Source organism: Psychrobacillus syltrankelensis, assembly GCF_055454035.1.
Window position 1 is genome coordinate 41,103 of record NZ_CM144227.1, and the last position, 24,968, is coordinate 66,070.

At 37.0% G+C, this 24,968-nt stretch carries 22 protein-coding genes, 1 pseudogene, 1 riboswitch and 1 other annotated feature; of the genes and pseudogenes, 15 read left to right on the forward strand and 8 right to left on the reverse strand.

Going from position 1 to position 24,968, the window contains the following annotated elements; translation table 11 throughout:
* The first annotated feature begins 1 nt into the window (after position 1).
* From ACTSKG_RS00280 to ACTSKG_RS00295, 4 genes are read left to right on the forward strand one after another with little or no spacing between them, the layout of a single operon-like run.
* Positions 2–736: an SDR family NAD(P)-dependent oxidoreductase gene (locus ACTSKG_RS00280; RefSeq protein ID WP_464756173.1), complete on the forward strand. Its 735-nt coding sequence runs from the start codon at positions 2–4 to the stop codon at positions 734–736.
* 23 nt (positions 737–759) lie between these two features.
* Positions 760–1,203, forward strand: a complete 444-nt coding sequence (locus ACTSKG_RS00285; protein ID WP_464756174.1) for a GlcG/HbpS family heme-binding protein — start codon at positions 760–762, stop codon at positions 1,201–1,203.
* Positions 1,204–1,207: 4 nt separating this feature from the next.
* Entirely contained in the window at positions 1,208–2,590 is a 1,383-nt protein-coding gene (locus tag ACTSKG_RS00290) for an FAD-dependent oxidoreductase (RefSeq protein ID WP_464756175.1), read from the forward strand.
* Positions 2,587–3,435 carry an aspartate/glutamate racemase family protein gene (locus tag ACTSKG_RS00295; protein ID WP_464756176.1) on the forward strand — a complete coding sequence of 283 codons (849 nt, stop codon included), beginning with the start codon at positions 2,587–2,589 and terminating at the stop codon, positions 3,433–3,435. The genes ACTSKG_RS00290 and ACTSKG_RS00295 overlap by 4 nt, the downstream gene beginning before the upstream one ends.
* Before the next feature lie 129 nt (positions 3,436–3,564).
* On the opposite strand, the pseudogene ACTSKG_RS00300 reads toward ACTSKG_RS00295, so the two are convergent.
* Together ACTSKG_RS00300 and ACTSKG_RS00305 are read right to left on the reverse strand one after the other, a co-directional pair.
* Positions 3,565–3,798: pseudogene (locus ACTSKG_RS00300) on the reverse strand (IS110 family RNA-guided transposase); the annotation flags it as partial.
* Positions 3,799–4,121: 323 nt separating this feature from the next.
* Positions 4,122–5,087: a fumarylacetoacetate hydrolase family protein gene (locus tag ACTSKG_RS00305; RefSeq protein ID WP_464756177.1), complete on the reverse strand. Its 966-nt coding sequence runs from the start codon at positions 5,085–5,087 to the stop codon at positions 4,122–4,124.
* 280 nt (positions 5,088–5,367) lie between these two features.
* On the opposite strand from ACTSKG_RS00305, the gene ACTSKG_RS00310 reads away from it, so the two are divergent.
* From ACTSKG_RS00310 to ACTSKG_RS00325, 4 genes are read left to right on the forward strand one after another with little or no spacing between them, the layout of a single operon-like run.
* Positions 5,368–6,018: a CPBP family intramembrane glutamic endopeptidase gene (locus ACTSKG_RS00310; RefSeq protein WP_464756178.1), complete on the forward strand. Its 651-nt coding sequence runs from the start codon at positions 5,368–5,370 to the stop codon at positions 6,016–6,018.
* Between the two features lie 50 nt (positions 6,019–6,068).
* Positions 6,069–6,542, forward strand: a complete 474-nt coding sequence (locus ACTSKG_RS00315) for an NUDIX domain-containing protein (protein ID WP_464756179.1) — start codon at positions 6,069–6,071, stop codon at positions 6,540–6,542.
* Positions 6,520–7,308: an alpha/beta hydrolase family protein gene (locus ACTSKG_RS00320; protein WP_464756180.1), complete on the forward strand. Its 789-nt coding sequence runs from the start codon at positions 6,520–6,522 to the stop codon at positions 7,306–7,308. Before ACTSKG_RS00315 ends, ACTSKG_RS00320 begins: the two co-directional genes overlap by 23 nt.
* Positions 7,309–7,311: 3 nt before the next feature.
* Entirely contained in the window at positions 7,312–7,761 is a 450-nt protein-coding gene (locus ACTSKG_RS00325) for a hypothetical protein (protein WP_464756181.1), read from the forward strand.
* A gap of 107 nt (positions 7,762–7,868) precedes the next feature.
* On the opposite strand, the gene pckA is transcribed toward ACTSKG_RS00325, so the two are convergent.
* Positions 7,869–9,458: a phosphoenolpyruvate carboxykinase (ATP) gene (pckA, locus tag ACTSKG_RS00330; RefSeq protein ID WP_464756182.1), complete on the reverse strand. Its 1,590-nt coding sequence runs from the start codon at positions 9,456–9,458 to the stop codon at positions 7,869–7,871.
* 196 nt (positions 9,459–9,654) lie between these two features.
* Positions 9,655–9,771: riboswitch (SAM riboswitch) on the forward strand.
* A 205-nt stretch (positions 9,772–9,976) separates the two neighbouring features.
* Between pckA and metK the strand changes: the two genes are divergently transcribed.
* Positions 9,977–11,173, forward strand: a complete 1,197-nt coding sequence (metK, locus tag ACTSKG_RS00335) for a methionine adenosyltransferase (protein ID WP_464756183.1) — start codon at positions 9,977–9,979, stop codon at positions 11,171–11,173.
* A 308-nt stretch (positions 11,174–11,481) separates the two neighbouring features.
* Here metK and ACTSKG_RS00340 read toward each other — a convergent pair whose 3' ends face one another.
* The gene (locus tag ACTSKG_RS00340; protein WP_464756184.1) at positions 11,482–11,994 is read right to left on the reverse strand and encodes a gamma carbonic anhydrase; all 513 of its coding nucleotides are present in this window, start codon (positions 11,992–11,994) and stop codon (positions 11,482–11,484) included.
* Between the two features lie 105 nt (positions 11,995–12,099).
* On the opposite strand from ACTSKG_RS00340, the gene ACTSKG_RS00345 reads away from it, so the two are divergent.
* Entirely contained in the window at positions 12,100–12,891 is a 792-nt protein-coding gene (locus ACTSKG_RS00345; RefSeq protein WP_464756185.1) for an alpha/beta hydrolase, read from the forward strand.
* 146 nt (positions 12,892–13,037) lie between these two features.
* On the forward strand, positions 13,038–14,360 hold the full coding sequence (locus tag ACTSKG_RS00350; RefSeq protein ID WP_464756186.1) for an NAD-dependent malic enzyme: 1,323 nt from the start codon (positions 13,038–13,040) through the stop codon (positions 14,358–14,360).
* 17 nt (positions 14,361–14,377) lie between these two features.
* Here ACTSKG_RS00350 and ACTSKG_RS00355 read toward each other — a convergent pair whose 3' ends face one another.
* From ACTSKG_RS00355 to mnmL, 4 genes are all read right to left on the reverse strand, one after another.
* Positions 14,378–14,920 (reverse strand): isoprenylcysteine carboxyl methyltransferase family protein, encoded by a 543-nt coding sequence (locus tag ACTSKG_RS00355; protein WP_464756187.1) that lies wholly within the window; start codon positions 14,918–14,920, stop codon positions 14,378–14,380.
* Position 14,921: 1 nt separating this feature from the next.
* Positions 14,922–16,004, reverse strand: coding sequence for a type III polyketide synthase (locus tag ACTSKG_RS00360; RefSeq protein WP_464756188.1), 1,083 nt, complete (start codon positions 16,002–16,004; stop codon positions 14,922–14,924).
* 918 nt (positions 16,005–16,922) lie between these two features.
* Positions 16,923–17,495: a tRNA 5-(aminomethyl)-2-thiouridylate-methyltransferase MnmM gene (gene mnmM / locus ACTSKG_RS00365; protein WP_464756189.1), complete on the reverse strand. Its 573-nt coding sequence runs from the start codon at positions 17,493–17,495 to the stop codon at positions 16,923–16,925.
* The gene (mnmL, locus tag ACTSKG_RS00370; RefSeq protein ID WP_464756190.1) at positions 17,492–18,451 is read right to left on the reverse strand and encodes a tRNA modification radical SAM protein MnmL/YtqA; all 960 of its coding nucleotides are present in this window, start codon (positions 18,449–18,451) and stop codon (positions 17,492–17,494) included. Before mnmL ends, mnmM begins: the two co-directional genes overlap by 4 nt.
* Before the next feature lie 123 nt (positions 18,452–18,574).
* On the opposite strand from mnmL, the gene ACTSKG_RS00375 reads away from it, so the two are divergent.
* From ACTSKG_RS00375 to leuS, 4 genes are all read left to right on the forward strand, one after another.
* Positions 18,575–19,756, forward strand: coding sequence for an MDR family MFS transporter (locus ACTSKG_RS00375; protein WP_464756191.1), 1,182 nt, complete (start codon positions 18,575–18,577; stop codon positions 19,754–19,756).
* 1,079 nt (positions 19,757–20,835) lie between these two features.
* A complete protein-coding gene (locus ACTSKG_RS00380; RefSeq protein ID WP_464756192.1) occupies positions 20,836–21,525 on the forward strand; it encodes a CoA transferase subunit A in 690 nt (229 codons plus the stop codon).
* A 13-nt stretch (positions 21,526–21,538) separates the two neighbouring features.
* Entirely contained in the window at positions 21,539–22,192 is a 654-nt protein-coding gene (locus tag ACTSKG_RS00385; RefSeq protein WP_464756193.1) for a 3-oxoacid CoA-transferase subunit B, read from the forward strand.
* A 48-nt stretch (positions 22,193–22,240) separates the two neighbouring features.
* Positions 22,241–22,454: a binding site (T-box leader), on the forward strand.
* Between the two features lie 43 nt (positions 22,455–22,497).
* The gene (leuS, locus tag ACTSKG_RS00390) at positions 22,498–24,909 is read left to right on the forward strand and encodes a leucine--tRNA ligase (RefSeq protein ID WP_464756194.1); all 2,412 of its coding nucleotides are present in this window, start codon (positions 22,498–22,500) and stop codon (positions 24,907–24,909) included.
* The last annotated feature ends 59 nt before the right edge of the window (positions 24,910–24,968 follow it).

Sequence of the window (24,968 nt, forward strand, 5' to 3'; positions counted from 1 at the left end):
CATGTTATTGAATGGAAAAGTTGCCCTTGTTACAGGTGGTGGTCGAGGTATTGGGCGCGAAACATGTTTATTACTTGCTTCTCATGGAGCACATATTGCTGTCTGTTCACTTCTTGAAGAAGAGTGTCAGGAAGTTTTAAATGCCATTAGTGAGCAGTACAAAGTACGAACAATTGCAGTAACTTGCGACGTAACGAACGAAGCCCAAGTTAAAAAAGCATGCGCCATCGTAAAAGAAGAACTAGGCCCAGTAGATATATTAATAAATAATGCAGGTGCAATGAGCATGTTACCTTTTGTGGAAACAACGACAGAGGAATGGTTGCGTGTCCATGATATTAACGTGAATGGTCCTTACTATTTCTGTGCTCAAATTGTGCCAGACATGATCGCTAAGCAAGAAGGTACCATTATCAATATTTCATCGATATGGGGAACAAAAGGTGGGCCAAATCGTAGCGCTTATATATCTTCTAAACATGCGGTAATTGGTTTTTCAAAAGCAATAGGTGAAGAGTTAAAGCCGTACGGAATTCGGGTCAATGCAGTATGTCCGGGACCAGTAGATACTAAAATGACCGATGAATTAGGACCAGATTTAAATAAAACAGGATGGCTACAGCCAATAGATATGGCAAATGTTATTGTCAATATCGCATTACCACATAGTAAAGCTATAACGGCCTCCTCGATTGAGGCCTTCGGAACTGGAATGCCAGTTGGTATTACAAAATAACGATTTAAAGGGGATAAGAAATTATGGAGCAAACATACACATTCACACAACAAACAATTACATTACAATTAGCAAAACAAATGTTAGAAGCTGCAGAGAAAAAAGGGGAAGAATTGGGTATGAAATTTGCTATTTCCATTGTAGATAAAGCTGGGAATTTAAAAGCATTTTCAGCAATGGATGGTGCACCTGTATTAGCATTAGAAATTGCCCAAAATAAAGCATTCTCAGCCGCGGCATACAATCGGGCGACTCATGAATGGTATGACCGTTTAAAAGATGATCCACCATTAATGACAGGTCTTGTGCATACAGATCGTTTGATAGTATTTGGTGGAGGTTATCCAATTCATATTAACGGAGAATGCGTCGGTGGAATTGGTGTAAGTGGTGGGCATTATACACATGACATGCAAGTATGCGAAGCAGGCTTAGATATTCTGGCGGTTTTAACAAAGGAAGCTTAAGCCTATGAAAGCAGTAGTAGATATTGTGATTATCGGCGCTGGTATGGCGGGCTTATGCGCATCAGTGGAAGCCGCTGCTGCGGGAGCAAATGTGATAGTTTTAGAAAAACAGCCTAATATTGGAGGGAGCTCTTTATTAAGCGGTTGTTTTATGGCATTTGCAGGAACAGAATTTCAGGAAAAACTAGGGATTACTGATTCCGTGGAAAGTTTAATACAGGATATGTTGCATGTTGGCCAGTATAAAAATGATCGAACTCTCATTGAAACATATGGACACCATCAGTTAGACACATACAATTGGCTCGTAGAACAAGGAGTGCAATTTAAAGATTGCCAAGCTGTGAGTGGTCATACAAATCCACGTGGTCATACGATTATACCAGATCAAGCAATTGATATATTAAAAATTCGAGCAATTGAGCATGGTGCAACTATATATACGGATGCTTTAGTTACTCGTCTTGAAAAAATAAACGCGCGTGTTGCGCGAGTACATGTAACATATGAAGGGCATTCATTTGTTGTGGAAGCACGTAAAGGTATCATTATCACCTCAGGTGGTTTTTCCCGCAGTGAAGATTTACTGGAACAATTTGCTCCCGGGCTAACTAATACAATTCGTTTAGGAGGAGCAGGAAATACAGGGGACGGCATTAGGTTAGCATGTGACCAAGGTGCATGGTTTAGAGATACTCCATACTTAAAAGGCACGTACGGATTCCATCCGAGCTCTACAAATGACAATAAACGCCAAGCACATACGTTTTATAAGGGAGGCATTATTGTAAATGAGCAAGGGGAGCGTTTTGTAAATGAATCTATGTCCTATAAATTACTAGGTGATGCAGCATTACAGCAGTCGAATCAATGTACATTCCAAATTTGGGATCAAACAGTAATGGATAAAGGTGTAAAAGGGGATGCTCTATATGATTTTGCATCACTTTATGATATAGGCTTAATGGAACAAGCAGAATCTATCGAGGCATTAGCAACAATAATTGGCGTTCCACCATCATCGTTACAACAAACAGTAAATAATTATAATAAAGCCATTGATACAAGCAATGATATGTTGGGCAGAACAACACTTACGCATACGTTTGGCAATCTAACAAAAATTATAACAGCTCCTTTTTATGCGATGAGAACCTCTACAGCTATGCTCGCTACATATGCAGGTATAACCGTGAATGAAAAAGCAGAAGTGTTAAATCCCTATAGTGAAAGTATTCCGGGCCTTTTTGCTGCAGGTGAAGTGGTAGGTGGCTTCCACGGAGCAGGATATATGACAGGTAGTTCACTCGGCAAAGCTGCAATATTTGGTCGTATTGCTGCTAAACAAGTAATCCAACAATCATATACAGAGGAGGCGTTGGTGTGAAAATTTGGCATCAAAGTTTAACATCCATTGAAGACATTCCAGCTTATCGAGATGCCGTTGTAAACCATTTATCGAAAATCGCACGTCCAGATGTAGACGTTGTGTTACATGGTATGTCGAAGGAAACTTATCCTCAACAATACCCTGGCCATTTTATTACGTACAACTATTTACAAGGTTTGCATAAGGAACAATTCATTAGGAATGCAATGATTGCTGAAAAAGCCGGCTATGATGCCGTTTTTATTGGTACGATTCCAGACGTAGGGTTAATCGAAGCACGATCAATTGTTGATATTCCTGTGATAGGTTACGGGCAAGCATCCATGCATATTGCATCAATGCTAGGAACAAAGATTGGTATTGTGAATTTTTTAGCTCCACTTGTTGATCAGTTGCGTTTCAACGCTCAACAATACGGCTTGGCACAAAAGGTAGGTCCTATCATCCAAGCAGATATTGGCTTCTATGATATTTTAGAAGGCTTTAACAATCCGCAACCGATTATTGAAAAATTTACAATAGCTGCTCAACAAGCCATAGCGGAAGGAGCGGATGTGATTATTCCTGGTGAAGGTCCAATGAATATTTTCTTAGCAAATTTTGGTATTCATCATGTGGACAATGTGCCGATTATAGATTCCTTTGGCGCAGGCATTAAGATGTGTGAAACAATGGTAGATTTATATAAAGTGAGCGGCATGTCAATTGCCCGGACAGGTTTTTTCAATGAAAAACCGCCAACTGAAGTTTTAGAAAAGTTACGCGGTTATTATAATCTACCTGTTGTGTCTGCTGATATGGACTTTGGTTTATCCATTCGTTCAGTAGCCAATCCAATATAAAAAAGAGGCTTCTATTTACAGATATATGCTTACCTCTAGTCAAGAGTAATTTCTATAAAAAGCAAGTTAAAGATAGTAATACATTCAACGAGTTATTGCTTTCCGTGGGCATGGTTTGAGCCTCATCGTTTATAGGATATCGTGTTGAATAAGGTGAAATGCGACTTTCAGGAACTTATTTACACATGCAATTACTGCAACCTTATGGCTTACTCTGAGGTTGCTTTTTTAATTGATCATAATAATCTATAATTTGATTTCGGGAATTTTTTCGCTGCGAAATCATCGATATTATCATGAAAATAGGATTTTATACAACCTCCTATTTTCACGTTTATTAATACGGTACTTATACTGAAGCTTCCGCATAACGCGTTAATTTATAGGCCATGTTATGGTATAAATAAATACTGTTGCCATCATCATTAGTTGTTCATAAACACCTGGTTGTCGATTATGCTTGCAATACCTTTAAAGACATCATCTGATTGACTTACCAACCGATACCCTCTAAGTAGCTTTGTTGATTAAGGACTAATTACAATCTGAAGATGCTCAAATCTGTTACTTATATCAGCAGTACCATCTGCATACTTTTGTATAATAATAAATCATTTCGTCTATCTTCTTTGAATGAAAAACAGCATAGCCTAATCTTAAAAACAGGTATTATGGAATACCTCCTTTTACGGTTTTACAGTTATATTTTGGGCAACGGTTGACCTTTGTTTACCAAGATCAATATATTGATCACGACTTTTAATTTCGAGTTCGATAATATCCCCTGGTTGTAAGTAACCATTTTCTTTTTGTGTATTCACAAAGTAATTTATTTTTTCTTCATAAGTAGCATTTGTATCGATCATTTTCTCGATAATATCTTTATTTAATCGTAAACAGACTCCACCAGGTGTCCCGGTTAATATTAAATCACCAATACGTAAATCGAAAATAGTAGACATTTCGGATAATGTTTCAGTTGGTTTAAATAATAAATGGTCACTAAAAGAATGTTGGCGAACTTCGTCATTTACTCTTAAGATTAGTTCTAAATCATTCAGATAGTGAATTTCATTGTCTTCTAATAAGTAAAGGTAAGGGCCAGTTGGACAAAACGTACGATAACTTTTCCCTTTAAACCATTGTTGTTCTACAATTTGTATGTCGCGTGCGGAGACATCATTTGCGATAATTAATCCACCAATGTAATCAACGATATTTTGCTCGGTAATAATGATTTCTTCTGTGATATCTTGCTTTAGGACTAGCCCTAATTCAATCTCATAATCAAGCAATTGTACATCTTGTGGACAGACTATACTTGTATTAGCAGCACTTAATGTACTCGGAGACTTCATAAAAAGTAAATTATACGCTGGCTTTTGCTGTGTAAAACCAGCTTCTTCACGGTGTTCGGCGTAGTTTGTACCTTGGCAATAAATATTTCCGTCTTGTGTGATTGGCGATAAAAGAGTAATATCCTCGAATGAGATAATGGTACCTACTGTTTTAGCTTTTGTAATTTGTGAGTGTCCTTCGGTTAAAATACTTCGTAATGTTGGGAATATACCCTTTACAAGACGTAAAGCCTCTTCATAAACTCCCCAACGAACTTGTCCATCATACTCAAAACGTAGTAAACGTGTGCCCATATTGAAACCTCCTTTATTTATTATATTTAATTATAGAAGGAAATTGGTCGTTAAGAATACAATTAAAGTCCTCGGATTTTAAGAAGAAAACTGCTAAAAGTCATTGAAATGTAAAAGGGATATCTTGACTAAGCAAGAATCAATACCATTAATATTAAAGGGATATTGGTCAGGTTTATGGAAATAGAAATAAGCTCATTTTTAGTTACCATTGTTTTATGCACTAAGAACTTATTCACGAATTAGTCTGCTAATATAACAAGCAAGGTGGTGGAGATGTATGATCAAACAAGTTATATTGCTATTTGCACCAACGATATTAATATTCATCGGTCTTTCCTTATTGCAAAATATTTTAATCACTTTTTTTCTTTTTTATGGATGGTTACTGTTTATTCCGATTATCACAGTCTTTTGGAAAAAGACAAATAGGTATGAAATACGTCTTCTTAAATCGAAGAAGTCTATTATTGTGGGAATTATAAGTGGATTGATTTGCTTGGTGTCTATTTATGGAGTTGTAGTAATTTTTCAATCATCTGTTTTAGATATCCCGCATTTACATCAACTATTGCAGAAATGGGATTTTAGTGGAACGAAGGTAATTCTACTCGTATTAGTATTAGTGTTGATTAACCCTATATTAGAAGAGCTTTATTGGAGAGAATTCATGTATGGAAGGATATCCTCAAAACTAGGAAATATTTTAGCGGTTATGATTACGGCTATATTTTATAGTTTGTACCATTTGATTGTCGTTATGGAAATTTTTAGTTTTCCGTTTAATATGTTAGCAGTGATACCTGTTTTTTTAGCAGGAATAATGTGGGGAGTATTTCGTATTAGGTTGGGCTCAATTACTGCACCTATTATTAGTCATTGTTTAGCGGATATTGGGATTATGCTTGTGTATTGGAATATTATTCTTTAGATTCCTTCTGTGATAAACTTTTTATTAGTAAACAAAAAGAGGGATAAAGCATGATTAATTTTCAAGATTTAAATGGTATTCAAGTAGAACTTTCCTTTGAAAAAGGACTACTTCCGATTAAGGCAATGCATGTGTTAGTAATAGCAAAATTCAGGGGAAAATGGCTACTAACGAAGCATCCGATACGAGGCATTGAATTTCCAGGGGGAAAAGTAGAGGACAACGAAACGTTGGAGGAAGCAGCTATACGAGAAGTTTTAGAGGAAACAAATGTTGAGATAAACGATATTGAATGGTTTGCTGAATATATGGTGCATGATAAAAATCCATTTTGTAAGACAGTTTTTATCGCGAATGTAGGGTATATTCATGACAAGAGCACTAGTTTTGAAACAGATGGTGCTGTGTGGTTGACGACGGCCGAATTGCAAAATGGTGAAAATTTAAGCTTTCATATGAAAGATCAAGGTATGCAAACAATGTTAAAGAAGGTGAATACATATGAAGGAAAATGGAACAATTGAAAGGATGCGAGTATATCCTTCGCCAAATCCACGTATTGATTTAACTGAAATTACTTATTGGTCCTGTGGCTTACGGGTAAAAGGAATGCTGGCAACTCCGAAAAATGAAGGAACATATGAAGGAATATTATATTTGCGTGGGGGTATGCAAAGTATTGGTATGGTAAGACCTGCCCGAATTGCCCAAATTGCGTCAGAAGGATTTACAGTATTTGCCCCTTACTATCGCGGTAACCGCGGAGGAGAAGGGAGAGACGAATTTGCAGGGGAAGATCGATTAGATGCTGTTAATGCAGTGGATGTATTAAAGCAATTTTGCAGCTCGACTAGAATTCATCTATTTGCTTTCTCTCGCGGTGGTATTATGGCGTTATGGACGGCTATTTTACGAAACGATATTACATCGATCGTGACATGGGCAGGAGTATCGGATATTTATTTAACTTATGAAGAACGTTTGGATATGCGAAGGATGATGAAACGAGTAATAGGTGGTACCCCAACAAACAAAGCAGAAGCATACGAAGAACGAAACGTTTTACCAAAGATTTCTGAAATCCAAGCTCCTACCTTGATAATTCATGGGAAATTGGACATAAATGTTTCCTTTGTTCATGCGGAAATGTTAGAAGCAGAATTATTAGGGAATAATAAAATAGTGGAAACATGGTATTATCCAGATTATACGCATTTTTTCCCAAGTAAAGTGAATAAACAAGTTGTGAAGGATGCATGCAATTGGATGAAAAGGCAGAAAGGAGTTTAGTCGATGGGGAATGTAGTGGTTACGATTGACACTATGAGTACAGAGGACAAATCGTCATTTCCATCGAATATAAGTTTTTGGACCGATTTATGGGATAACTATACAAATGAATTTCAGGAAGTTATTATCCAGTGCTGGAAAGAAGAAGTGGAAGCAATCCATGATCTAAGTCCAAAAACGTCTTCAACTATAAATGAAGGACTAATAAAAATTTTAACGATTAATTTGAGCGATGAAAATCGTGCTTACTTTAGAAATCATTCCGTAGATCCTAAAGGTGGATTAAAATGGTTCACGATGTTTTTTAATATAAATGGAGACGAGCTATTAGAAGTGGGTCACTATGGGTCAGAAATAATTTTATATAAAACGGACGAAGAAAAAGCGAAAAAGTTTATTTCTATCTTTCCATCATCTATTACTACGCATTATTATGATGAAAATGCGGATTAAAAGAGAGGATGTCACCAATATATATGGGACATCCTCTTTTTTTAAGATAAAAAAGTTTACGCATTTCTACTTAGTAACTGTCCAGACTTCAGCGCCTTGCTCATTTCTTATTTAGCTACTGGTCCGCCTTTAAGAGAGATATCTTCGGATACGGTACCAAATTTTTTGAAGTTTTCATGGAAAGCCTGTGCTAGTTCAGCTGCTTTTTTATCGTAAGCTGCTTTGTCAGACCAAGCATTACGTGGAATTAATACTTCAGAAGGAACGCCTTCAACTTCTCTTGGAATAGCTAAACCAAACACTGCATCAGTTTCAGTTTCTACATCGTTCAATTTCCCATCGATTGCTGCACGAACCATTGTACGTGTGTAAGAAAGCTTCATACGATTACCAACACCGTATTCTCCACCAGTCCATCCAGTGTTAACTAAGAATACTTGTGCACCATGCTCATCAATTTGCTTTCCAAGCATTTCAGCGTAAACAGTTGCATGAAGTGGAAGGAAAGGGGAACCGAAGCAAGTTGAGAATGCTGGTTGTGGAGATGTAATTCCACGTTCAGTACCCGCTAATTTAGATGTAAATCCACTTAAGAAGTGGTACATTGCTTGTTCTTTTGTTAATTTGCTGATTGGAGGCAATACGCCAAAAGCATCAGCAGTTAAGAATACGATCGTATTTGGATGACCTGCAACAGAAGGATCCACAATATTTTCGATATTTTGAATCGGGTAAGCTGCACGTGTATTTTCTGTTAATGAATTATCAGCATAGTTTGCAACGCGAGTTTCCGCATCAACGACAACGTTTTCTAATACAGTACCAAATGTAATTGCATCATAAATTTGTGGCTCATTTTCACGAGTAAGGTCGATACATTTTGCGTAACATCCACCCTCGATATTAAATACGCCATTATCAGACCAACCGTGTTCATCATCACCGATTAACTTACGACCAGCGTCTGCAGAAAGAGTTGTTTTTCCTGTTCCAGAAAGACCGAAGAATAATGCAACATCGCCTTCTTCTCCAACGTTTGCTGAACAGTGCATAGGTAAAATGTTTTGTTCAGGAAGTAAGTAGTTCATAATAGAGAAAACAGATTTTTTCATTTCCCCAGCATATTCAGTTCCACCGATTAATACGATGCGTTTTTCCATTGAAACGATGATAAAAGTTTCTGTTTTTGTTCCATCTACTGCAGGATCTGCTTTAAAATTTGGAGCACTTATAATTGTAAAGTCAGCTGAATGGTTTGCAAGCTCTTCCTCTGATGGGCGAATAAATAATTGATGAGCAAACAAGTTATGCCATGCATATTCATTTATTACTTGAATATCAAGTCTAGAATCTTTATCAGCCCCAGCAAATCCTTTAAATACGAATAGTTCCTCTTGTTGACCAAGGTAATTCGTTACTTTTTTATATAGTGATTCGAAAATTTCAGAAGAAATTGGTTGGTTTACGGAACCCCAATCGATTTTGTCTCTAGATATAGGCTCATCAACGATGTATTTATCTTGTGGAGAACGACCTGTATATTTACCTGTTTCTGCTTTCACGGCTCCCGTAGAAGTTAAAACAGCTTCGCCTCTTGATGTTGCTTTTTCTACAAGTTGCGGTACTGATAATTGAATGTTAACATTAGCACCAGATAACAATTCGTTCAGTTCATTCACAGTATCGATTGAATTCATATTGTATATACCATCCTTTTAATTATTTTCCCTTATAAACGAGGGAGATGTCTTTCATATGTGAAATAGTATAACACATTTAACTTAATAGTCTACACTAATGAAGTGATTATTTTTATCTTTTGTGAATAAATCGTCAACAAAAATATATTGACTTCTGAAAACAACTTAAGTATGATGATAAATTGAACGGATACTCTTATCCCGAGCTGGTGGAGGGGTCAGGCCCTATGAAACCCGGCAACCTGTAATATTTGTTTTGTTACAAAGGTGCCCAACCTGAGACAAGGTGAGATTCCTTGATTGATAAGAGTGAAAGGTGCTTATGAGATTAATAGCCTTTCCTCATGTGTAAGATACGTGAGTGGAAGGTTTTTTTTATGACATCGCCCTTTATCCTTGTGTGCCAAGTCCGAAACGGCTTCAAGTTTAATCTATTTGATTGAATGGCTTGACATGGGAATGAGTACCGTATCAATTCTTGAGAGAAATCTCGCAGGATATAGGAGGAATTTTTTATGACACAACGCAGATTATTTACATCTGAATCAGTTACTGAAGGGCATCCAGATAAAATTTGTGACCAAATTTCAGATGCAATTCTTGATGCAATTCTAACAGAAGATCCAAATGCACGTGTTGCTTGTGAAACAACCGTGACAACAGGTCTTGTATTGGTTGCAGGTGAAATAACAACATCTACATATGTAGACATTCCAAAAGTAGTTCGTTCTACTATTAAAGAAATAGGATATACTCGTGCAAAATATGGTTTTGACTCTGAGACTTCAGCAGTATTAACTGCAATTGATGAACAGTCAGCTGACATTGCACAAGGGGTTGACCAAGCTTTAGAAGCTCGTGAAGGATCTATGACTGATTCGGACATTGAAGCAATTGGAGCAGGGGACCAAGGTTTAATGTTTGGTTACGCTTGTAATGAAACACCAGAACTTATGCCACTTCCAATTAGTTTAGCGCATAAATTGGCTCGCCGTTTAGCGGAAGTTCGTAAGGATGAAACGCTAGATTATTTACGTCCAGATGGTAAAACACAAGTTACAGTGGAGTATGACGAAAATAACAATCCTGTTCATATTGATACGATTGTTATCTCAACTCAACATCACCCAGAAGTTACATTAGAACAAATCCAAAAAGATTTAAAAGAAGTAGTGATCAATCCAATTGTTCCTGCTAATTTAATCGATGAAAATACAAAATACTTTATTAATCCAACTGGTCGCTTTGTAATTGGTGGACCACAAGGTGATGCAGGTTTAACAGGACGTAAAATTATCGTAGATACTTACGGTGGATATGCACGTCATGGCGGAGGAGCATTCTCTGGTAAAGATCCTACAAAAGTTGACCGTTCAGCTGCATACGCTGCTCGCTATGTTGCAAAAAATATTGTTGCAGCAGGAATCGCTGATCGTTGTGAAGTACAACTTGCATATGCAATTGGAGTAGCACAACCGGTTTCTATCGCAGTAGACACATTTGGAACTGGAAAAGTAGAAGAAGCTCAATTAGTTTCACATATCCGTGAATTATTTGACCTTCGCCCAGCAGGGATTATTAAAATGCTAGATCTTCGTCGCCCAATCTACAAACAAACTGCTGCTTACGGTCATTTTGGTCGTACAGACATCGACGCACCTTGGGAAAAAACAGATAAAGCAGAAGAGTTAAGACAAAAAGCACGACTTTAAGATAAAAAAGAGCAATCCCACAGTCAACGAGTGACTACTGGGACTGCTCTTTTTTTTACAATTAACTACCAAGATGCTTGTGAACCAATAATACCTCCTACACTCTAATGTAAAAAGTGTAGGAGGTTTATCTGTTTTTAGAAGAAATAGAAAGTATGCGCCATCTCACATAAAGTTAACTCTTTACATAGAGAAATGGTTGCTTCCACGAATAAATTGGTTGTTTTCGTAAAGGTGTTGGTTGCTTTCAGTGTAGAATCTGTAGCTTTCACCCTATAAATAGTCGCTCTATGACAGTTTTTAACTTTTTATTTTTGCAATGATTTATAATACTGACCTTTTTCCGCGTATTCTCTAATAATTCGTTGAACATCTTCTCTATCAGCATCCGTCAGTTCGCGTACAACTCTTGCTGGACTTCCCATCGCAAGAGAGTTCGGAGGAATTTTCTTTCCGGGAGTAACTAAACTTCCCGCTCCGATAAATGCACCTTCTCCAATTTCCGCACCATCTAGAATAATAGAGCCCATTCCAACTAATGCCCCTTTTCGAACAATGCAACTATGTAATGTTACTTGATGCCCGATCGTTACTTCATCTTCTAAAATAAGTGGATTGTTTGGACTTTGATGCAAACAACATAAATCTTGGACGTTCACTCTATTCCCAATTATAGTAGGAGCAACGTCCCCTCTAATTACCGTATTAAACCAAATAGTAGACTCTTGTCCGATTGTCACATCCCCTGTAATTGTGACATAATCAGCAATGAAAACAGAATCATCAATGGATGGAGTTTTTCCTTTAAATGGATATATCAATATATACACACTCCTCTTAAAATAGAATATAATTAATCGTATCAAACCAACCGTATAATGAAAACTATTTGAGCAGAATAGGAACGAATGGAAGAGGTGATGCTCATGTGGAAATGGGAAGCAGAGGGAAGACCAAAAGCAGTAATAGTAATTGTTCATAGTGCTTATGAACATCATAGAAGATACGCTTGGTTAATTGAAAAATTTAGAAGTTCAAATTGTCATATTGTAATGGGCGATTTACCTGGGCATGGTGAACATACAAAAGCTAATGAAATACATGATGAAACTTTTGATCAATACAAAGATTACATAGTACAAGCATTACAAGTTGCAGTTACATATAATCTCCCTATATTTATTCTTGGCCACGGACTTGGTGCAACATTATTAATAAAAGTAATGCACAAATTACAAATTGAATATGCGGGAGTTATATTAACTTCACCTTGGTTACAACTTAAAAAGTTACCTTCTAAATGGACAAACGCATTAGCTAAATTATCTGTTCAACAGAAGATTAATCATGATATTCAGCTTAAAGAATTAACAAGAAACTATGAAATATACAAACAATTTGTAAACGATTCTACATATCATACACTTATAACAAATGGCTGGTATAAAGAATTACAAAATCTTTTGAAAAATATTGGACAGTCAACGGACTCTATGCCTAATGTTCCAGTGTTATTAATGACGGCAGAGCGCGATAAGATTACAAATATTTCTACGGCGGCAGCTTGGCTAAAAAAACAAGAACTCACAGAGTATCAATACAAATCCTGGAAAAATTGTTTTCATGATTTATATCAAGAACCAGAAAGAGAAGAGATTTTCGCATATTCTCATTCTTTTATAAATAATGTACTAAGATCAATTGGATATATCGTTTAGGGAATGTTGTATGAAACCAAGATTATACTAGGGAATGATATTCTTTTTGGAGTATGTGAGTTTTAATATCACTTGTGGTATAATTATTCGGTTAAATCGAAATAACATTCTATTAATTGAAATAGAGAAAGTGAAGTGTAATTTACATGCAAAACCAACATATTATACGTAATTTTATAGTAGAAACACCATCGAAACCAGGTAATTTTGCTAAAGTTGCCACTGCAATTGGGATGGCTGAAGGGGATATTGGAGATATTACAACACTTAAAAGTGGAGCATTAACAACCATTCGTGATATTTCTATTACTTGTAAATCTGAATCACAATTACAAGCGGTGATTGCTAATGTTGAAGCAATTGGAAATGGTGTTAAAATCCATGCAGTAACTGATGATGTTTTAAAAGCTCATGAAGGCGGGAAAATTGCAATGAAGAGCCGACTGGATGTGCGCTCACTCGGAGATTTGCAAAGAATTTATACGCCAGGTGTTGCTAGTGTTTGTATGGAAATTGTTAATTATCCTGAAAAAGCAAATTACTTTACGTCGATAGGTAGTTCCGTAGCAATAGTAACAGACGGTACAGCTATACTAGGTTTAGGAAATATTGGTTCTGTTGCAGGAATGCCTGTAATGGAAGGGAAAGCAGTGCTACTAGATCAGTTTGTTGGTTTAAGCGGTATACCTATTTTGCTAAATACAAGTGATCCAGATGAAATCGTTGAAACGGTCAAACATATTCATCAAGGATTTGGGGCTATATTATTAGAAGATATAGGATCTCCACACTGCTTTGAAATTGAAGAGCGCTTAAAAGCAGAACTTCCTATTCCAGTTATGCATGACGACCAGCATGGTACAGCAGTAGTTGCGCTTGCCGCAATTTTATCTGCTTGTAAATCGACTGGTGTAGATGTAAAAAATGCCGTAATTGGTCAAGTCGGACTTGGAGCTGCTGGATTAGCTATTTGCCGTATGTTAATGGCCTATGGTGTAGAAGATGTCTATGGTCTGGATAGACAGGAAGCAGCACAACAAAGATTAGTAAACTATGGTGGTAAAACAATTCCTACATTAGAAGAAATGATGGAAACTTGTGATATTATTGTTGCTACTACTGGCGTATCTGGGTTAATCAAACCTGAAATGATTAGAAAAGGACAAATTATTTTAGCTTTATCCAATCCAAACCCAGAGATTCTTCCAAATGAAGCAATTGCAGCTGGAGCAGCATTTGCAGCTGACGGACGATCTGTCAACAATGTAATTGGATTCCCGGGTATTTTCAAAGGTGCATTAAATGCAGGTGCAAAAGAAATTACCTATTCCATGCTAATAGCAGCTGCACAAGCAATTGTTGGACATACAAAACCAGGTGAGTTAATACCAAACCCACTAGATCCTACTGTTCATCATCTTGTAGCAAGAGCAGTAGAAGAAGCAGCAAATAAAGAAATGAATATATAAGAAAAAGAAGATTTCGGTCACGATGCCGAAATCTTCTTTTGAAATTCTTCGTTATAATTTGTAACTTCCATCAAAGCTTTCTCTTCTAGTGGAATTCGAACGGAGAGCATCGCAAGATTAAAAAGAGTAAAGCAAATGGCTGTAAAATAAGCTTGGAACATTAACGGTAAAAGTACTATTTCGATGCATACAACAACATAATTTGGATGTTTTAGATAAAGATACGGTCCTTTAGTTACAACTTGAGCACCCGGTAAAATAATAATTTTTGTATTCCAAAAAGATCCTAAAGATCTTAAACACCAAATGCGCAATGCTTGAACAAATAAAAAAATTAGAAAGAACAATGGAAATAGAGGAGAAATACCTCGATTAAATATTAAAGCTTCTGTTATCAAACAAACAAAAAAGCTTACATGAAGTGTCACCATATACGGATAATGAGATGCACCTACCTCATAAGCACCTTGAGCAAGCATCTTTTTTTCATTTCGCTTAGCTATAAAAACTTCTGTTATTCTTTGAATGATGACCAGAAAGATAATAATGAAAAATAACATTTTAATCCCCCCAATTTAGTAAAATTGCTTCCCCGCAAAAACCAGGACCAAGAGCTACTAATAATCCTAAATCATCCTTGTGGTTTTCTTTTAGCATAAATTGTTCTAATACATAAAGCACTGTTGGAGATGACATATTCCCATGTTTTTTTAATACATCTTTTGAAATAGAAGTTTGTTTTTCTTCCAGTTTAAGCGTTTCCTCATATGCTTGTAGAACTTTTTTTCCTCCAGGATGTGCTACAAAATTTATGAGTTGATCTTTCGAAAGATTGTGCTCTGTCAAAAACTCGTCTATGAATGGTCCCAACCAGCTTGAAATGATGGAAGGAATGCTCTTAGAAAAAACAACATGTAATCCATTGTTTTTAATATTCCAACCCATCACATTTTCCGAATTTGGCATCCATTTAGACGCTGTATCTACTATATGAGGAACAGGATTATTATTGGGAAGATTAACATTATCCCCACAAACTAATACACAAGCAGCACCATCTGCAAAAAGTGATGCCCCAATTAAATTGCTTTTCGAATAATCATTCGGTTGAAAAGTGAGGCTGCATAACTCTACACAAACGACGAGTACTTTTGCGGACGGATGTGCCTTACAATAATCAAATGCCCTACTTATGCCTGCCGCTCCTCCAGCACAACCTAGTCCCCATAGTGGTATTCGTTTCATACGATCTGAAAAAGGTAGATAGTTCATAACTCGTGCATCAATGCTCGGTGTAGATATACCTGTGCTACTAACAAAAATAATGGCATCAATTTCTTCGGAAGGAATTGCCTTTTGTAAAAAAGTAGTATTTTGAAGACATAATTGAATGACTTCAACACTATATTTTGTAGCTAATTCTATATAAATATTATTTCGTTCTTCAAATGAATGCTCGGTCTGATGCCATTCTAAAGGCACACAAAAATATCGAGTTTCAATATCTCCATTTTCAAAAACTGATAATAACCGATCTAATTGTGCAATTTTATCTTTAAACAGCTCTTTTGTTAATTGTTCTATATTTGATTGCTCCAATGCATATGGAGGATTATATGTACTAATGGAAGCAATTTTTGGCATGGAGATTCTCCTTTTTTAACGGAATAAGAAAGTATATGCTCTTTTACATAGTAACTGTCCAGACTTCAGCGCCTTGCTCCTCGGGGTCAAATGTGCAAGCTCGTCCCAAACAAGTGCATTTGTGGTGGCTGGGGAACTGCCTCCTTGGCCAGCACGACGCGGGTAATGTCAGCTGCGAAACCAGTGTTCATAGTACTTTAAGAATTAAACAATACTAAGGATTTCCTTTTCAGGTGGACGCGTTCCGCGGGGTGAGCGATTAGCCATCACCGCCGCTAACGCGTTCGTTTGTGATGGCTAATCTGTCTCACAGAGGAATAAAGGCTAAGAACGCCACATCGTGTGGCAACGCCTTCGTGACCAACATCCTGTTGGCCTCCCGCTGGAGTCGCCACCTTTCACTACAATCCATTAAGTAAGTAGGAACTAACTAGAAGAGTTAGCCCTGCTATCGCTAAGAGGATAGAAATAGTTTAAGTAAATGTAGTGATAATGCCGACCTGTAATAGTTGGAGATGATAAAATTTGGTGAAGTTTTGTTCATCCTGATAAAATGTAATTCCCTAACTTTAAATGTCATCTCTATCTTACTAAGCAATTATAAATAGTCCCATACATACTTGTTGATTGGAGCGAAGGCGGCGACTTCTGCGGGAATAGCAGATGTTTTCTGTACCGAAAGCGAAGCGGCAGGTGCATGAGCGGAAGACCCCGCAGGAAAAGGCTAAAGACGCCTCTTCCTTGAGGTAACGCCTTCATGACCAACATCCAGTTGGCCTAGGATACTGAAGCCATACCCACAAAAAGCGTCCGCACACCCATTTCTAAGTTTCTCTTCTTAAAAGGACTGGGCACACTTGCCCGGTTTTTCTTATTATTATCTCCATGCAATTAAAATCTATGCAATTGAGATTATGATCAAATGTTTGCTTTCATTTTTTCAATCGCAATAATAAAAGGGGGGTTATTTTGCTGATTTAAGAATTGATACGATAGTACATGGGCAAACGTCTGTGGTAGCTGTTGTACGTATGCTAAAAGTGCATCTTTTTCTTCTTTACCACCACTATGCCCGTGATAAACTACTAATACGATCAATCCTCCGATTTTCAATTGTTTTAAAAGAGATTCTATCGCTTGAATTGTAGAATTCCCTTGCGTAACTATTTCATGGTTACTACCAGGTAAGTAACCTAGATTAAAAATAGCTGCAGTGACTTCTTTATGAACGTATTTAGAAACATTTTCATGACCATCCAGAATGAGAGTTGCTCTTGAAAGTAAGTTTGCTTCTACTAATTTTTCTTCTGTGGATTTTATAGCTTCTGGTTGAACATCGAATGCGTACACATGTCCAGTCTCGCCAACTAGCTCAGCTAAAAATAATGTATCAAATCCGTTTCCTGCAGTAGCATCAACAACCAAATCTCCAGGTTCTACAACAGATGTTAATAATTCTTTTGCAAATGGTAAAACTCTTTTTAATTTCATTTCAAGTCACCAAACTTTTGATATAATCTTCCTTGGTAGCTCTCTCTCTTAGCTAACTCAGAATCGATTCCATTTAATACATCCCATTTGTTTACACTCCACATTGGACCAATCATCAGGTCAATAGGACCGTCACCAGTAATGCGCTGAACAATCATTTTCGGGGGGAGTATTTCTAATTGATCTGCAACAAGTTGAATATATGCATCTCTTTGCATAAATTCCAACTTCCCTTTTTCGTACTGCTTCACCATTGGCGTTCCTTTAAGCAGATGCAGTAAATGGATTTTTATTCCTTGTACATCGAGCTTTGCTACTTCCCTTGCCGTTTCCATCATCATTTCTCGATCTTCTAATGGTAGCCCATTAATAATGTGTGTACATATTCGAATGTCGTGTTTTCTTAATTTGTTTACTCCTTCTATATAAGTTGGATAGTCATGCGCACGATTTACAAGATTCGCAGTTTGCTCATGCACAGTTTGCAATCCTAGTTCTATCCATAAATACGTTCTTTTATTAAGTTCTGCTAAATATTCAACTACGTCATCTGGTAAACAATCTGGTCTTGTTGCAATAGATATTCCGATGACGCCATCTAGTGCAAGAGCTGCTTCAAATTTTTCTTTTAAAACAGGTAGTGGCGCATGTGTATTTGTATATGCTTGAAAATAAGCAATGTATTTCCCTTTTTTCCACTTTTCATGCATTTTTGCTTTTATTTTTTCAAATTGTACCGGTATTGGATCAACCTTATCACCTGCAAAGTCTCCGCTACCTGCAACACTACAAAAAGTGCAGCCACCGTATGCAACTGTACCGTCTCTATTTGGACAATCAAAACCAGCATCCAATGCTACTTTGAAAATTTTTTGATCAAACATATTCCGTAAATATCGATTCCATGTATAGTATCGTTTTCCATCAGACGGAAAAGGAAAGTTATTTTCGTTCATTTATTTTCACTCCTTAGCCTTATATTTTATCATGATTCATTTATCTTTTGTGAAAGCACCTTGAAGTGATATATAAAAAGGAATACAATTGTCTGAGCATATATGGAATTGGAGGTGCATGTGATGCCAAAAGCAGTGTGGCTTTTAATAATAGGAATGTTTATAAATACGACAGGAAATTCTTTTTTATGGCCTTTACATACGATTTATATGCATAATTATTTAGGGCAATCCTTGACTATGGCTGGATTTGTATTGATGATAAATGCTGGAACTGGTGTAATTGGAAATTTGCTAGGAGGCTACTTTTTCGACCGAATTGGTGGGTATAAATCCATCATGATTGGTATTTCTTTATCTATGGTTGCATTATTACTATTAAATTTCTGGCATGGGTGGCCGGAATATATTTGGTTTGTAGCAATTTTGGGATTTAGCGGTGGAATTATTTTTCCAAGTATGTACGCAATGGTCGGAAGTCTTTGGCCAGAAGGTGGCAGAAAAGCTTTTAATGCTATTTATTTAGCACAAAACGTAGGGGTTGCTCTTGGCCCTGCAATAGGTGGACTTGTGGCGGCTAATAATATCAATAATATTTTTATAGCAAATTTACTTACATATGTCTTGTTTTTTGTTGTTGCATTAGTATTTTATCGGAAAATGTCAACTCCTACTAGTAGGCATGCATCCGTCTTAACGGAACAAAAGAAAATAAAACAAAGAGCACCTTTTTATGCAATGCTAATTGTAACAATTGGATATATGCTCACTTGGATTGTTTATGTTCAATGGACTACTACAATTTCTACACATATTTCAGATTTGGGCATATCATTAAAGCAATATAGTCTATTATGGTCGTTAAATGGTGCACTTATAGTACTAGGACAACCTCTTATAAAGCCAGTAATCAATCGACTAGAACATAAAATAAAAGCGCAAATTATTATAGGGATTATTATTTTTATGGGCTCATTTGTTGTGGTAGCTTTTGCAGAATCTTATGCTATGTTTATCACTGCTATGGTCATTTTAACAATTGGAGAAATGTTTGTGTGGCCTGCAGTACCAACCCTTGCAGATAAGCTAGCCCCAAAAGGTAGAGAAGGATTTTATCAAGGAATTGTTAATAGTATGGCGACTATCGGAAGAATGATAGGACCTTTTATCGGTGGAATTCTCGTAGAATCTTATGGAACACAAATGATGATATTGATCCTTACAAGTCTGATGGTTTTCGCGATTATTACAAGTTTACTTTATGATCTTCCACTTAAAAAAGCAGCAAATAAAACCACTGTTTAATTTAAGCGACGTCCGACTCTATACAAATTCGATATAAATCGAGTTTGTATAGAGTCTTTTTTATATAGAGAGGAAGAAAAATCGAGTTTGGAAAAAGACGGTTGCATTCAGCTTATGAACCACACGTTTCATATGGATAAAACGAGGCTATAAGAGTCTACTGCTAATCTATAAGCACGTAAACTGAAGCTATAAGCACCTAAAGAGTATTTATAAGCGCCAAACGCTAGTCTATAGGCACCTACAAAATTCATAAGCACATAAACGGAGGCTATAAGCACCTAAAGAGTGTTTATAAGCGCCAACCGCTAGTCTATAAGCACCTAAAAAATTCATAAGCACTTAAACGGAGGCTATAAGCGCCTACCGCTAATCTATAAGCACCTAAAAAATTCATAAGCGCGTAAACGGAGGCTATAAGCACCTAAAGAGTGTTTATAAGCACCTACCGCTAATCTATAAGCACCTAAAAAATTGATAAGCGCGTAAACGGAGGCTATAAGCACCTAAAGAGTGACTATAAGCGCCTACCGCTAATTTATAAGCACCTAAAAAATTGATAAGCATGTGGACAGAGGCTATAAGCACCTAAAGAGTGTCTATAAGCGCCTAACGCTTATCTATGAGCACCTAAAAAATTGATAAGCACAAAAACGGAGGCTATAAGCACCTAAAAAGTGTTTATAAGCGCCTAACGCTAATCTATAAGCATCTACAAAATTCATAAGCACGTAAATGGAGGCTATAAGCACCTAACGCTAATCTATAAGCACCTAAAAAATTGATAAGCACGTGGACAGAGGCTAATAGCACCTAAAGAGTGTCTATAAGTGCCTAACGCTAATCTATAAGCACCTACAAAATTGATAAGCACGTAAACGTAGGCTATTAGCTACAAAAGTGTGGGTATTCGCTACTATGGACTGGAAGATTTCGTGCATATCGAGATGTCAACCGAGATATTCTATATTTCCTTACCACTATCTTGAAAAAGTAGTAGAGGAATTTGAATTGCTTAATTGTTCAATATTTGAGAATATTATAGAGAAGGGTGTTTAAGATAGAAAGGGGAATGGTTTATGAAACCAATTTACGGTTCTGCAAAGGAAGCTGTAGCTGGCATTCAAGATGGAATGACACTAATGGTAGGTGGTTTTGGCCTCGTTGGTATTCCTGAACAACTTATTTTAGCTTTAGTAGAAAAAGGGGTAAAAGATTTAACGGTTATTTCGAATAACTGTGGAGTCGATGAGTGGGGACTTGGTCTTTTATTAAAAAATAAACAAATTAAAAAAATGATTGGCTCCTATGTTGGGGAAAATAAAGAATTTGAGCGTCAAGTACTTTCTGGTGAAATAGAAGTGGAGCTAACACCTCAAGGAACACTTGCTGAAAAAATCCGTGCAGGAGGTGCTGGAATTCCAGCTTTCTTTACGCCAGCGGGTGTTGGTACTGTAGTTGCAGATGGAAAAGAAGTGCGAGTTTATGATGGTAAAGAGTATGTATTAGAAGAATCTTTACGTGCGGACTTTGCATTAATTCGGGCTGCAAAAGCGGATAAGTTTGGAAATTTAATTTACAATAAAACAGCTCAAAACTTCAATCCAATGATGGCAGCAGCAGGAAAGTTTACAATTGCAGAAGTAGAGGAAATTGTTGAAACAGGTGACTTAGATCCAGCACAAATACATACACCAAGTATTTATGTACAAGGGTTATTCCAAGCAGAGCAAGAAAAAAGAATCGAACGTTTAACGACACGTTCATAAGGGGGAGACTAAGTTGAATACACGTGAAAAAATTGCAAGAAGAGCAGAAAAAGAAATTGAAAATGGAAACTACGTCAATTTAGGTATAGGAATTCCAACATTAGTTGCAAACTTCATCTCTCCTGATAAAACAGTTGTTTTACAATCAGAAAATGGTTTGCTTGGTATTGGACCTTATCCAACAGAACAAGAAGTAGATCCTGATCTTATTAATGCTGGAAAAGAGACTGTCACAACCATTCCTGGTTCTTCTTTCTTTTCAAGCGCGGAATCGTTTGCCATGATTCGCGGGGGACATGTCGATGTAGCGATTTTAGGTGCGATGGAAGTGTCTGAAAATGGCGATTTAGCAAACTGGATGATTCCTGGGAAAATGATTAAAGGTATGGGCGGCGCCATGGATTTAGTGCATGGTGCGAAGAAAATCATTGTCATCATGGATCATTGTGCTAAAGATGGCTCTGCCAAAATAAAAAAAGAATGCGAATTACCTTTGACAGGTAAAGCTGTCGTGAATAAAATAATTACAGAACGGGCAATGATAGAAGTAACAGAAAATGGTCTTGAATTAAAAGAAGTATTTGAAGGCTATACTGTTCAAGATATTATTGATGCAACAGAAGCTACGCTTATTATTAAAGATGTAAAAGAAAATGTAGTCATTTAAAGGCTGCTTGTAATTTATTCCGATATCCATTATTATTAATTTTAATAGAAGTGGACTGTGAAAAGGATTAGTAAATAACCCTCGTTTCTAAAGAGAGCTAACGGATGGTGGAAGTTAGCGTGACGAATTATTGAACTCGCCTTTGAGTCTGTATGAGTGAACTGATAGTAGCTTATACCGTTTTCCGCGTTAAGGAGTCAAGTTGAGTGAAGTTTTCACTAATTTGGGTGGTACCGCGTGAGTATATTCTCTCGTCCCTTAGTTTTTTAAGGGACGAGATTTTTTTATTTTAAGGAGGAATTTTAATGAGCTTTAATCATGAAGCAATCGAAAAAAAATGGCAAAAGTATTGGCAAGAAAATAAAACGTATAAAATGGTTGATGATCCTTCAAAACCAAAGTTTTATGCATTAGATATGTTCCCGTATCCATCAGGAGTTGGGCTTCATGTTGGTCATCCACTTGGATATATTGCAACTGACATTTTAAGTGCATTTAAACGTAAACAAGGCTATAACGTGCTTCATCCAATGGGATGGGATGCTTTTGGTCTTCCTGCAGAACAATATGCAATTGACACGGGGAATGACCCAGCTGAATTTACTGCAAAAAATATAGCTACCTTTAAACGCCAAATGAATGATCTTGGTTTTTCTTATGATTGGGACAGAGAAGTTAACACAACTGATCCTTCTTATTACAAATGGACGCAATGGATTTTCATTCAGCTATATAAAAAAGGTTTGGCTTATGTAGACGAGGTACCTGTAAACTGGTGTCCTGCATTAGGTACTGTTCTTGCAAATGAAGAAGTAATCGATGGATTGTCAGAACGTGGAGGGCATCCAGTAGAACGTCGTCCAATGCGTCAATGGGTGCTTCGTATTACTGCTTATGCAGATAGACTTTTGGAAGATTTGGATGAACTTGATTGGCCTGAGAGCTTAAAAGAAATGCAACGTAATTGGATTGGTCGTTCGGAAGGTGCTGAACTTACTTTTGAAGTTGATGGCACGAATGAATCGTTCAGAGCATTTACAACACGCCCCGATACTATTTTTGGCGCAACTTATGCAGTACTTGCACCAGAACATAAACTAGTGGATGTGATTACCACTGCCGAACAGTCGGAAGCAGTGCAAGCATATAAAGATCAAGTAAAACTGAAAAGTGATCTAGAACGTACAGATCTTGCAAAACATAAAACAGGTGTTTTCACGGGTGCATACGCAGTTAATCCAGTAAGCGGAGAAAAAATGCCAATTTGGATTGCAGATTATGTATTGTCAACTTACGGAACAGGAGCTATTATGGCAGTTCCTGCACATGATGAGCGTGACTATGAATTTGCAAAACAATTTGACCTACCTATCGTAGAAGTTGTATCAGGTGGAAATATTGAAGAAAAAGCATATACAGAAGATGGTACACTAATTAACTCAGACTTCTTGAATGGTTTAAACAAACAAGAAGCGATTGCTAAAGCAATTGAATGGTTTGAAACAAATGGTAAGGGTGAAAAGAAAATTACGTATCGCTTGCGTGATTGGTTATTCAGCCGTCAACGATATTGGGGAGAACCAATTCCGATCATCCATTGGGAAGATGGTACTTCAACACCAGTAGATGAGTCTGAACTACCACTTATGCTTCCAGTAACAACGGATATTAAGCCAAGTGGAACAGGTGAATCACCACTTGCAAATATTACGGAATGGGTAAATGTTGTAGATCCAATAACTGGGAAAAAAGGGCGCCGTGAAACAAATACAATGCCACAATGGGCAGGTAGCTGCTGGTATTACTTACGTTACATTGATCCTAACAATGACGAAGCGCTTGTGGATCCAGAACTAGCAAAACGCTGGTTGCCGGTCGATATTTATGTAGGTGGCGCCGAGCATGCAGTTCTACATTTATTGTACGCGCGCTTCTGGCATAAATTCCTTTACGATATCGGTGTAGTTGCAACAAAAGAGCCTTTCCAAAAACTATTTAACCAAGGAATGATTCTTGGTGAAAATAATGAGAAAATGTCTAAGTCTAAAGGAAACGTAGTAAATCCAGATGATATCGTGAAAAGTCATGGTGCCGATTCACTTCGTCTATATGAAATGTTTATGGGACCACTGGACTCTTCAAAGGCATGGTCAACGAATGGATTAGATGGTTCAAGAAGATTCCTAGATCGGATTTGGCGTTTGTTTGTAAATGAGGATGGAAAACTTAGCGATAAAGTAAGTGATACTTCTTCTGAAAACATGGAAAAAGTGTACCATCAAACAGTCAAAAAAGTTACAGATGATTATGAAGCGATGCATTATAATACTGCAATTTCACAAATGATGGTATTCATTAATGAAGGCTATAAAGCAGAAAGCATTTCGAAAGAATATGTAGAAGGATTTGTTAAATTAATTTCTCCGATTGTTCCGCATATTGCAGAAGAACTGTGGAGCATCCTTGGGCATGAGGAAACGATTACGTATGCAGCTTGGCCTACATTTGACGAAGCTAAATTAGTGGATAATGAAGTAGAAATTCCTGTTCAAATTAAAGGAAAAGTACGTGCTAAACTTCTAGTTTCAAAAGAAGCAACAAAAGATGAACTTGAAGCATTAGCACTTGCATCTGAACAAGTGCAACAATGGTTAGAAGGGCAAGAAGTAAAGAAAATCATTGCCATTCCAGGTAAAATGGTGAATATCGTTATTTAATGAAAAACAAAAGCTGCTTCATCTCTCAACGTGAGGGAAGGAGCAGCTTTTTTGAATTA

Excerpts from the sequence above, each read along its gene's own strand:
- ACTSKG_RS00280 (WP_464756173.1), top strand. The coding sequence starts at position 2 with ATGTTATTGAATGGAAAAGTTGCCCTTGTTACAGGTGGTGGTCGAGGT.
- ACTSKG_RS00285 (WP_464756174.1), top strand. The coding sequence starts at position 760 with ATGGAGCAAACATACACATTCACACAACAAACAATTACATTACAATTA.
- ACTSKG_RS00290 (WP_464756175.1), top strand. The coding sequence starts at position 1,208 with ATGAAAGCAGTAGTAGATATTGTGATTATCGGCGCTGGTATGGCGGGC.
- ACTSKG_RS00305 (WP_464756177.1), bottom strand. The coding sequence starts at position 5,087 with ATGGGCACACGTTTACTACGTTTTGAGTATGATGGACAAGTTCGTTGG.
- ACTSKG_RS00310 (WP_464756178.1), top strand. The coding sequence starts at position 5,368 with ATGATCAAACAAGTTATATTGCTATTTGCACCAACGATATTAATATTC.
- ACTSKG_RS00315 (WP_464756179.1), top strand. The coding sequence starts at position 6,069 with ATGATTAATTTTCAAGATTTAAATGGTATTCAAGTAGAACTTTCCTTT.
- ACTSKG_RS00320 (WP_464756180.1), top strand. The coding sequence starts at position 6,520 with ATGAAGGAAAATGGAACAATTGAAAGGATGCGAGTATATCCTTCGCCA.
- ACTSKG_RS00325 (WP_464756181.1), top strand. The coding sequence starts at position 7,312 with ATGGGGAATGTAGTGGTTACGATTGACACTATGAGTACAGAGGACAAA.
- pckA (WP_464756182.1), bottom strand. The coding sequence starts at position 9,458 with ATGAATTCAATCGATACTGTGAATGAACTGAACGAATTGTTATCTGGT.
- metK (WP_464756183.1), top strand. The coding sequence starts at position 9,977 with ATGACACAACGCAGATTATTTACATCTGAATCAGTTACTGAAGGGCAT.
- ACTSKG_RS00345 (WP_464756185.1), top strand. The coding sequence starts at position 12,100 with ATGTGGAAATGGGAAGCAGAGGGAAGACCAAAAGCAGTAATAGTAATT.
- ACTSKG_RS00350 (WP_464756186.1), top strand. The coding sequence starts at position 13,038 with ATGCAAAACCAACATATTATACGTAATTTTATAGTAGAAACACCATCG.
- ACTSKG_RS00355 (WP_464756187.1), bottom strand. The coding sequence starts at position 14,920 with ATGTTATTTTTCATTATTATCTTTCTGGTCATCATTCAAAGAATAACA.
- ACTSKG_RS00360 (WP_464756188.1), bottom strand. The coding sequence starts at position 16,004 with ATGCCAAAAATTGCTTCCATTAGTACATATAATCCTCCATATGCATTG.
- mnmM (WP_464756189.1), bottom strand. The coding sequence starts at position 17,495 with ATGAAATTAAAAAGAGTTTTACCATTTGCAAAAGAATTATTAACATCT.
- mnmL (WP_464756190.1), bottom strand. The coding sequence starts at position 18,451 with ATGAACGAAAATAACTTTCCTTTTCCGTCTGATGGAAAACGATACTAT.
- ACTSKG_RS00375 (WP_464756191.1), top strand. The coding sequence starts at position 18,575 with ATGCCAAAAGCAGTGTGGCTTTTAATAATAGGAATGTTTATAAATACG.
- ACTSKG_RS00380 (WP_464756192.1), top strand. The coding sequence starts at position 20,836 with ATGAAACCAATTTACGGTTCTGCAAAGGAAGCTGTAGCTGGCATTCAA.
- leuS (WP_464756194.1), top strand. The coding sequence starts at position 22,498 with ATGAGCTTTAATCATGAAGCAATCGAAAAAAAATGGCAAAAGTATTGG.